General features: G+C 74.4%; 8 protein-coding genes. 5 read left to right on the top strand and 3 right to left on the bottom strand.

Features of this window, described 5'->3' with window-relative positions; all coding sequences use genetic code 11:
* On the bottom strand, positions 1-756 hold a 756-nt coding region (locus G3I53_RS26445; RefSeq protein ID WP_164438841.1), incomplete at its 3' end, for a TetR/AcrR family transcriptional regulator.
* 172 nt (positions 757-928) lie between these two features.
* Between G3I53_RS26445 and G3I53_RS26440 the strand changes: the two genes are divergently transcribed.
* The 3 genes from G3I53_RS26440 to G3I53_RS26430 all read left to right on the top strand — a co-directional run bounded on the left by G3I53_RS26440 (position 929) and on the right by G3I53_RS26430 (position 2943).
* The gene (locus tag G3I53_RS26440) at positions 929-2149 is read left to right on the top strand and encodes a saccharopine dehydrogenase C-terminal domain-containing protein (protein WP_164336141.1); all 1221 of its coding nucleotides are present in this window, start codon (positions 929-931) and stop codon (positions 2147-2149) included.
* Between the two features lie 104 nt (positions 2150-2253).
* Positions 2254-2505 (top strand): WhiB family transcriptional regulator, encoded by a 252-nt coding sequence (locus G3I53_RS26435; RefSeq protein ID WP_164336139.1) that lies wholly within the window; start codon positions 2254-2256, stop codon positions 2503-2505.
* Between the two features lie 87 nt (positions 2506-2592).
* Positions 2593-2943 (top strand): DUF488 family protein, encoded by a 351-nt coding sequence (locus tag G3I53_RS26430; RefSeq protein WP_031102128.1) that lies wholly within the window; start codon positions 2593-2595, stop codon positions 2941-2943.
* A gap of 52 nt (positions 2944-2995) precedes the next feature.
* Here G3I53_RS26430 and G3I53_RS26425 read toward each other — a convergent pair whose 3' ends face one another.
* Together G3I53_RS26425 and G3I53_RS26420 are read right to left on the bottom strand one after the other, a co-directional pair.
* The gene (locus G3I53_RS26425) at positions 2996-4669 is read right to left on the bottom strand and encodes an FAD-binding dehydrogenase (protein ID WP_164336137.1); all 1674 of its coding nucleotides are present in this window, start codon (positions 4667-4669) and stop codon (positions 2996-2998) included.
* Positions 4606-5322 (bottom strand): TetR/AcrR family transcriptional regulator, encoded by a 717-nt coding sequence (locus G3I53_RS26420; protein WP_164336135.1) that lies wholly within the window; start codon positions 5320-5322, stop codon positions 4606-4608. Before G3I53_RS26420 ends, G3I53_RS26425 begins: the two co-directional genes overlap by 64 nt.
* A 129-nt stretch (positions 5323-5451) precedes the next feature.
* On the opposite strand from G3I53_RS26420, the gene G3I53_RS26415 reads away from it, so the two are divergent.
* Both G3I53_RS26415 and G3I53_RS26410 read left to right on the top strand, forming a co-directional pair.
* Positions 5452-6099, top strand: coding sequence for an alpha-ketoglutarate-dependent dioxygenase AlkB (locus tag G3I53_RS26415; RefSeq protein WP_164336133.1), 648 nt, complete (start codon positions 5452-5454; stop codon positions 6097-6099).
* Positions 6100-6190: 91 nt separating this feature from the next.
* Positions 6191-7172, top strand: a 982-nt coding sequence (locus tag G3I53_RS26410; RefSeq protein WP_164438840.1) for an acyltransferase, incomplete at its 3' end; no start/stop codon positions are given.

The raw sequence follows: 7172 nt of genomic DNA, 5'->3' as shown, positions 1-7172 counted from the left end.
CGTCCGGCCGGGGCCGGAGACGGGACGGTCCCCCGCCCGCGCCGCGTCCGGCCCGCCGGACGGGCCGAGCCGCGCGGCGGCGCTGTCCAGCAGCATGTCCAGGGCCGTCGGGTAGGCGCTGGTGACCATGCGGGCGGCCAGCAGCGGGGCCACCTCGGCGATCCGCGGGTGGGTCGAGGCGGGCAGCCGGGCGTAGGTCGAGTGCCACATCTCCTCGTCGGCGCGCCGGGCGGCGCCGGGCAGGGCGAGGGACGCCGCGTCCAGGGCGGCGAAGCCCAGGGTGGTGTCGATGAACGCGTGGTAGATCCGCACCGTCTCCGCCGGGGAGAAGCCCGCCGAGCGCAGGACGTCGAGCACGGCCTCGTCCGCGGCGAGTTCGTTGGCGCGGCCGGAGACCCGGCTCGCGGTGAGCACCGCGGCCTGCGGGTGGGAGACGTAGGCCTCGTGGATGCGCAGGCCCACCGCGCGCAGGTCGGCACGCCACTCCCCCGTCGGCCGCCAGCCCCGCAGCGCGCGTCCCACGAGGGCGTCCCCGAGGGCGAGGGTCAGGTCGTCCATGCCGCGGAAGTACCGGTACAGGGTGCTCGGGTCGCAGTCCAGGGCGAGGCCGAGGCGGCGGGCGGTCAGGCCGCCGCTGCCGTGCTCGCGCAGCAGGCGCAGCGCCGCGTCGACGATCAGCGCCTCGGACAGCACCTGCCCGCTCCTGGTGGGCCGGCGCCGCCGCCGCTTCTCCTCGGGAACCACCCGCTTGGCCATCGTCCGCTCTCCTCCCGCCGCCGCGCCCCGGCCACACCCGCGGGGCCGCGGGTGCGGCCTCCGGCGCCCTTATGCCAACGCCATTGACCTTACGTGCCCGCGAGGCGTTGTATCTCCCGCACAGGAGCTCCTCGTATCGTCCTGATACGTCATGGAAAGGGAGTGTTTCGTCATGCGCGTACTGCTGGTGGGAGCGGGTGGGGTGGGCACCGCCATCACCCGGGTGGCGGCCCGGCGGCCGTTCTTCGAACGGATGGTCGTCGCCGACTACGACCCGGCCCGCGCCGAGGCAGCGGTGGCGTCGCTCGGTGAGCGCGCGGACCGTTTCCACGCCGAGCGGGTGGACGCCGGGGACCGGGCCCAAGTGGCGGCCCTGCTGCGGGAACACGACTGCGACGTGCTGCTCAACGCCACCGACCCGCGGTTCGTGATGCCGCTGTTCCGCGCCGCCCTGGACGCCCGGGCCACCTATGTCGACATGGCGATGTCGCTGTCCCGGCCGCACCCGGAGCGGCCGCACGAGGAGTGCGGGGTCAAGCTGGGCGACGAGCAGTTCGCCCTGGCGGCGGACTGGGAGCGGGCGGGCGCGCTCGCGCTGGTCGGCATGGGGGTGGAGCCCGGGCTGTCGGACGTCTTCGCCCGCTACGCGGCCGACGAACTCTTCGACCGGATCGACGAGATCGGGGTCCGGGACGGCGCCGACCTCACCGTGGACGGCTACGAGTTCGCCCCGTCGTTCAACATCTGGACCACCATCGAGGAGTGCCTGAACCCGCCCGTCGTGCACGAGGCCGGCCGCGGCTGGTTCACCACGGAACCGTTCAGCGAGCCCGAGGTGTTCGACTTCCCGGAGGGCATCGGGCCGGTGGAGTGCGTGAACGTCGAGCACGAGGAGGTGCTGCTCATCCCCCGCTGGGTCGACACGGGCCGGGTCACCTTCAAGTACGGCCTGGGGCGCGAGTTCATCGACACCCTCAAGACCCTCCACCTGCTGGGACTGGACAGCACCGAGCCGGTGACGGTGCCGGGTCCCGACGGGCCGGTGGCGGTCTCCCCCCGGGACGTGGTGGCCGCCTGCCTGCCCGACCCCGCGACCCTGGGCGAGCGGATGCACGGCAGGACCTGCGCCGGGACGTGGGTCCGCGGGGTCCGGGACGGGGCGCCGCGCGAGGTGTACCTCTACCACGTCGTCGACAACCAGTGGTCCATGGCGGAGTACGGCAGCCAGGCCGTGGTGTGGCAGACCGCCGTCAATCCGGTCGTCGCCCTCGAACTCCTCGCCACGGGTGTCTGGTCGGGGACGGGGGTGCTCGGCCCGGAGGCGTTCCCGGCGCGGCCGTTCCTGGACCTGCTGACCGAGTACGGTTCGCCGTGGGGACTGCGGGAACAGTGAGGGATTCCACGGGGACCGCTGTTTCGGCCGGTGTCGACAGGTGACCCGAGGAGGAGTAAGGCATCCGAAGGGTGCGCATCCACTCCGATCGCAGGTGACATTCGATGGACAACTGGCGACATCACGCGGCCTGCCGGACCGAGGACCCCGACCTCTTCTTCCCGATCGGTACGTCCGGCCCGGCCCTGCTGCAGACGGAGCAGGCCAAGTCGGTGTGCCGGCGCTGCCCCGTCCGGGAACAGTGCCTCGAATGGGCGCTGGACACCGGCCAGTCCATCGGGGTGTGGGGCGGCACCGGCGAGGACGAACGGCGCGCCCTGAAGCGGCGTGCGGCGGCACGGCGCAGGTCCGGCTGAGCCGCGGAGGCGCGGGCCGCGGCCGCCGTGCCCGCTGCCGGGCACGGCAGTACGCTCACGGGACACCTCAGCGGAAGGGGTCCGAGCATGACTGTGCGGGTGCGCCGGGTCTACGAACCGCCCGAGCCGGAGGACGGGGTGCGGGTCCTCGTCGACCGGCTGTGGCCGCGGGGGCTGGCGAAGGACGCGGCGCGGGTGGACGAGTGGCCCAAGGGCCTCACGCCGTCGACGGAGTTGCGCCGCTGGTACCACGCCCAGGAGCGGCCGTTCGAGGAGTTCCGCGCCCGGTACGAGGCGGAGCTGGCCGCCCCCGCGGCCAGCGAACCGCTGGACCGGCTGCGGAAGCTGGCGCGGGAGGGCGACGTGACGCTGCTGACGGCGTCGAAGTCACCGGAGCGCAGCCACGCCGAGGTGCTGCTGCGGCTTCTGGACGGCTGACCGCGGGGCGGGCCGGCCGGAGTGCACGCGGCCGGCCCGCCCGCCCCGCCGCTCAGGCGGTCTGCTCGGCGGCGGCGCGTCCCGCGGCCCGTCCGGAGAACAGGCAGCCGCCGAGGAAGGTGCCCTCCAGGGCGTTGTACCCGTGCACCCCGCCGCCGCCGAAGCCCGCCACCTCACCGGCCGCGTACAGGCCGTCGACCGGCCGGCCGTCGGCGCCGAGCGCCCGGGAGTCGAGGTCGGTCTGGATGCCGCCGAGGGTCTTGCGGGTGAGGACGTGCAGCTTGACGCCGATGAGCGGTCCGGCCGCCGGGTCGAGGAGGCGGTGCGGGGCGGCCACCCGGCCGAGGCGGTCGCCGAGGTAGCGGCGGGCGTTGCGGATGCCCTGCACCTGGGCGTCCTTGGCGTAGGAGTGCGTCATCTGCAGGTCGCGGGCCTCGATCTGGCGGCGGATGCGGGCCGCGTCGAGCAGCGGCTCGTCGGTGAGCGCGTTCATCTTCTCGACCAGCTGCTCCAGGGTGGGCGCGGAGACGAAGTCGGCGCCCCGGCGCAGGAAGGCGTCGACGGGTGCGGGCGCGCCCTTGCCCAGCACCCGCTCCCGCAGGAACCCGGCCCGGTCCTTGGCCGTGATGTCCGGGTTCTGTTCGGAGCCCGACAGCGCGAACTCCTTCTCGATGATCTTCTGGGTGAGCACGAACCAGGAGTGGTCGTATCCGGCGATGTCCTCGGTGGTGCGCAGGTGCCGGAGCGTGCTCAGGGTGTCGTAGCCGGGCAGGCACGGCGCGGGCAGGCGGCGGCCGAGGGCGTCGAACCACATCGAGGAGGGGCCGGGCAGGATGCGGATGCCGTGCCCCGGCCAGATGGGGTCCCAGTTCCGCACCCCCTCGGTGTAGTGCCACATGCGGTCGCGGTTGACCAGCCGCGCACCGGCCCGGGCGGAGATGTCGAGCATGCGCCCGTCGACGTAGGCGGGGACGCCGGTGACCATCTCGCGGGGCGGGGTGCCGAGCCACTCGGGCCAGTACCGGCGGACGATGTCGTGGTCGGCGCCGATGCCGCCGCTGGTGACGATCACGGCCTGGGCGGTGAGTTCGAACGTGCCGGCCGCGTCGCGGCCGGAGGCGACGCCGCGGGGCGAGTCGTCGGGGACCAGCACGGTGCCGCGCACCCCGCTCACCGTGCCGTCGGTGGTGACGAGTTCGTCGACGCGGTGGCGGTGGTGGAAGGTGAGCAGTCCGTCGCGGGCGGCCTGCCGGGCGGAGCGGACGAACGGGTCGACGACCCCGGTGCCGGTGCCCCAGGCGATGTGGAAGCGGGGGACGGTGTTGCCGTGGCCGTCGGCGCGCAGGTCGCCGCGTTCGGCCCAGCCCACGGTGGGCAGGAAGCTGATGCCGTGGCCGCTGAGCCAGGAGCGCTTCTCGCCCGCCGCCCACTCGACGTAGGACCGCGCCCAGCGCACCGCCCAGCTGTCCTCGTCGTCGGTGCGGTCGAATCCGGCGCTGCCCTGCCAGTCGCTCCAGGCGAGGTCGAAGGAGTCCTTGATGCGCAGGCGGCGCTGTTCGGGCGAGTCGACGAGGAACAGCCCGCCGAAGGACCAGAAGGCCTGGCCGCCGAGGTTGTTGGCGTTCTCCTGGTCGACGAGGGCGACCCGGCGGCCCCGGCTGGTCAGTTCGTGGGCCGCGACCAGTCCCGCGAGGCCCGCTCCGACGACGATGACGTCGGCGTCCATGGCGACCGTCCCTTCCTTCGTCCGGGCCGCTGCGCGGCCGGCTCGGCGCTGCCGTCGGTGAGCAGCGCGGTCAGCAGTTGTTTCAGCCAGGCCCGGGCGCCCGCCGCGTCCCGGTCCAGCAGCAGTCGGGTGGTGACGCCGTCGTAGGCGGCGACCACGGCGTGTGCGGCACCGTCGGCGTCGCCGAGCACGGCGGGCAGCGGGGTGCCGGCCCGGGAGAGCCGGTCGGCGATGGCCCGGCGCAGTCGCGCCCGGTGTTCCAGCAGGCTCTGCGCCACCCGTGGGTCGCGGGCGGCGTGCACCAGGAAGTCGGTCTTGACCAGCAGCCAGTCCCGGTCGAGCAGCAGGACGCCGGTGACCCGGTCCACGGCGGCGGGCACGTCGAGGTCCGGTCCGTCCTGGGCGAGGGCGCCGGCGACCTGCTCGGCGATGAGGTCGGCCCGCTCGCGGTAGAGCGCGAAGAACAGCTCGTCCAGGCTGGCGAAGTTGGAGTAGAAGGCGCCCCTGCTGTATCCGGCGGCCTCGCAGATCTCCTCGATGGAGACCCGTCCGAAGCCCTTGGCGGCGAACACGGTGAACGCCGCGGCGAGGAGGTTGGTCCGGGTGCGGACCCGGCGCCGGGTGACGCGCCCGTCCTGGCCCGGTGTTGTCATGCCCCCACCTCCGTTCGATACGAGAACGTATCCGATACAGCGATGTATCCGAAGACCTCGGGAGCGGCGAATCGGCGCGGGACCCCCGCCGGAGTAGAACGCGTATTCGATTAGGCGTACGCTGAAGCCATGACCACGCACCACCCGGAAGCGCTCCCCGCACTCCAGGGGTCCCTCTTCGACCAGACGGACGAGGTACGGCTCGGCCCGCTGGACGGGGTGCGCCGCACCGTGCTGGGGGCCGGCGCCTGGATCGACGTCCTGCCGGGCTGGCTCCACGGGTCCGACGCGCTCTTCGCGCGGCTGGCCGCGGAGGTCCCCTGGCGGGCGGAGCGCCGCCAGATGTACGACCAGGTCGTCGACGTGCCCCGGCTGCTGTCGTACTACCGTGCCGACGACCCCCTGCCGCACCCCGTGCTGGCCGAGGCCCGCGACGCCCTCGGCCGGCACTACGCCGACGAGCTGGGCGAGCCGTTCGCCACGGCCGGGCTGTGCTACTACCGCGACGGCCGGGACAGCGTCGCCTGGCACGGCGACCGGATCGGGCGGGGCGCCCGCGAGGACACCATGGTGGCGATCCTGTCCGTCGGCACGCCCCGCGACCTGCTGCTGCGGCCGGTGAGCGGCGGTCCGACGGTGCGCCGGCCGCTCGGGCACGGCGACCTGATCGTGATGGGCGGGTCCTGCCAGCGCACCTGGGAGCACGCGGTGCCCAAGAGCACCCGCGCCACCGGGCCGCGCATCAGCGTCCAGTTCCGCCCGCGCGGCGTGAACTGACGCACCGGGCGCACCCCCGGACCGGACCGGAAGCCTGTCCTCCCCCGCCGCCCTCCCCCACACTGGGCCGCACACTGTGCGGGGAGGGACGATGGGCGCGGAACCGGGGCCGCCGGCCGCCACCGGCCGGCGCGGCGAACTGGACGTGCTGCGGGCCCTCGTGGTCGTCGGCCTGGTCTTCTTCCACGCCGCCCTGGTCTTCTCCCCCGACGACGACTTCTACGTCAAGAACGACGAGACCACCGGCGCCGTGACCGTGCTCGCCGGGTTCGGCGTGGTGTGGGCGATGCCGATGCTGTTCCTGGTCGCGGGGCTGGGCGCGCGGCACTCGATCCGCCGCCGCGGGCCCGGCGGGTTCGCCCGGGAGCGCCTGCTGCGCCTCGGCGTGCCCCTGGTCTTCGGCACCCTCGTGCTGTGCCCGCTCCCCCAGTGGCTGCGGCTGCGCGCCGCCGACCCCGCCGACGACACGTCGTACGGGGCCTTCTGGCCGCGGTTCCTGAGCGTCCGTCCAGATCCCGCCGACTTCCCCTTCGTCCTGGACGGCGAGCACTTCGAGACCGGGCACCTGTGGTTCGTCGTCCTGCTCCTCACCTTCAGCCTGCTGCTCGCCCCGGTCGCCGGCCGGCTCGCCGCCGGGGCCGCCCGCGTGGTACCGGCGCTGCGGCGCCGTCCGGTGCTGCTCCTGCTGCCGGCGCTCCCCCTGGCCGCGGTGAACGCGCTGCTCGGCATGGAGGAGGGCTTCGCGGGCTGGAACCGGTGGGCCTACCTGCTGTTCCTCCTCTGCGGCTTCGCCCTCGCCGACGACGGGCACGTCCGTGCGGCGACCCGCCGGGCGGCCGTCCCGGCCGGGCTCCTGGGCCTGGTGCTGTTCGCCGGGACCGCGCCCGGATTCATCGCCGGGAACGACCCGTTCACGGCGTGGACGCCCGCCGCCGTGCTCACCCGGGCGCTGTTCGGGGCGGCGGGCTGGTGCTGGGTGCTGGCCCTCCTCGGCCTCCTCGACCGGCCGCGGAAGCGGTCCGCCGGCCCGGCGGGGAAGGCCGTCGCACCGGCCGACGGCGACGGGCCGCGGG

Origin of the sequence: Streptomyces sp. SID14436 (assembly GCF_010548465.1) — a bacterium.
Lineage (GTDB): Bacteria > Actinomycetota > Actinomycetes > Streptomycetales > Streptomycetaceae > Streptomyces.
Note: the sequence above shows the minus strand (reverse complement) of the source record. Positions and strands in the feature narration are given on the sequence as shown.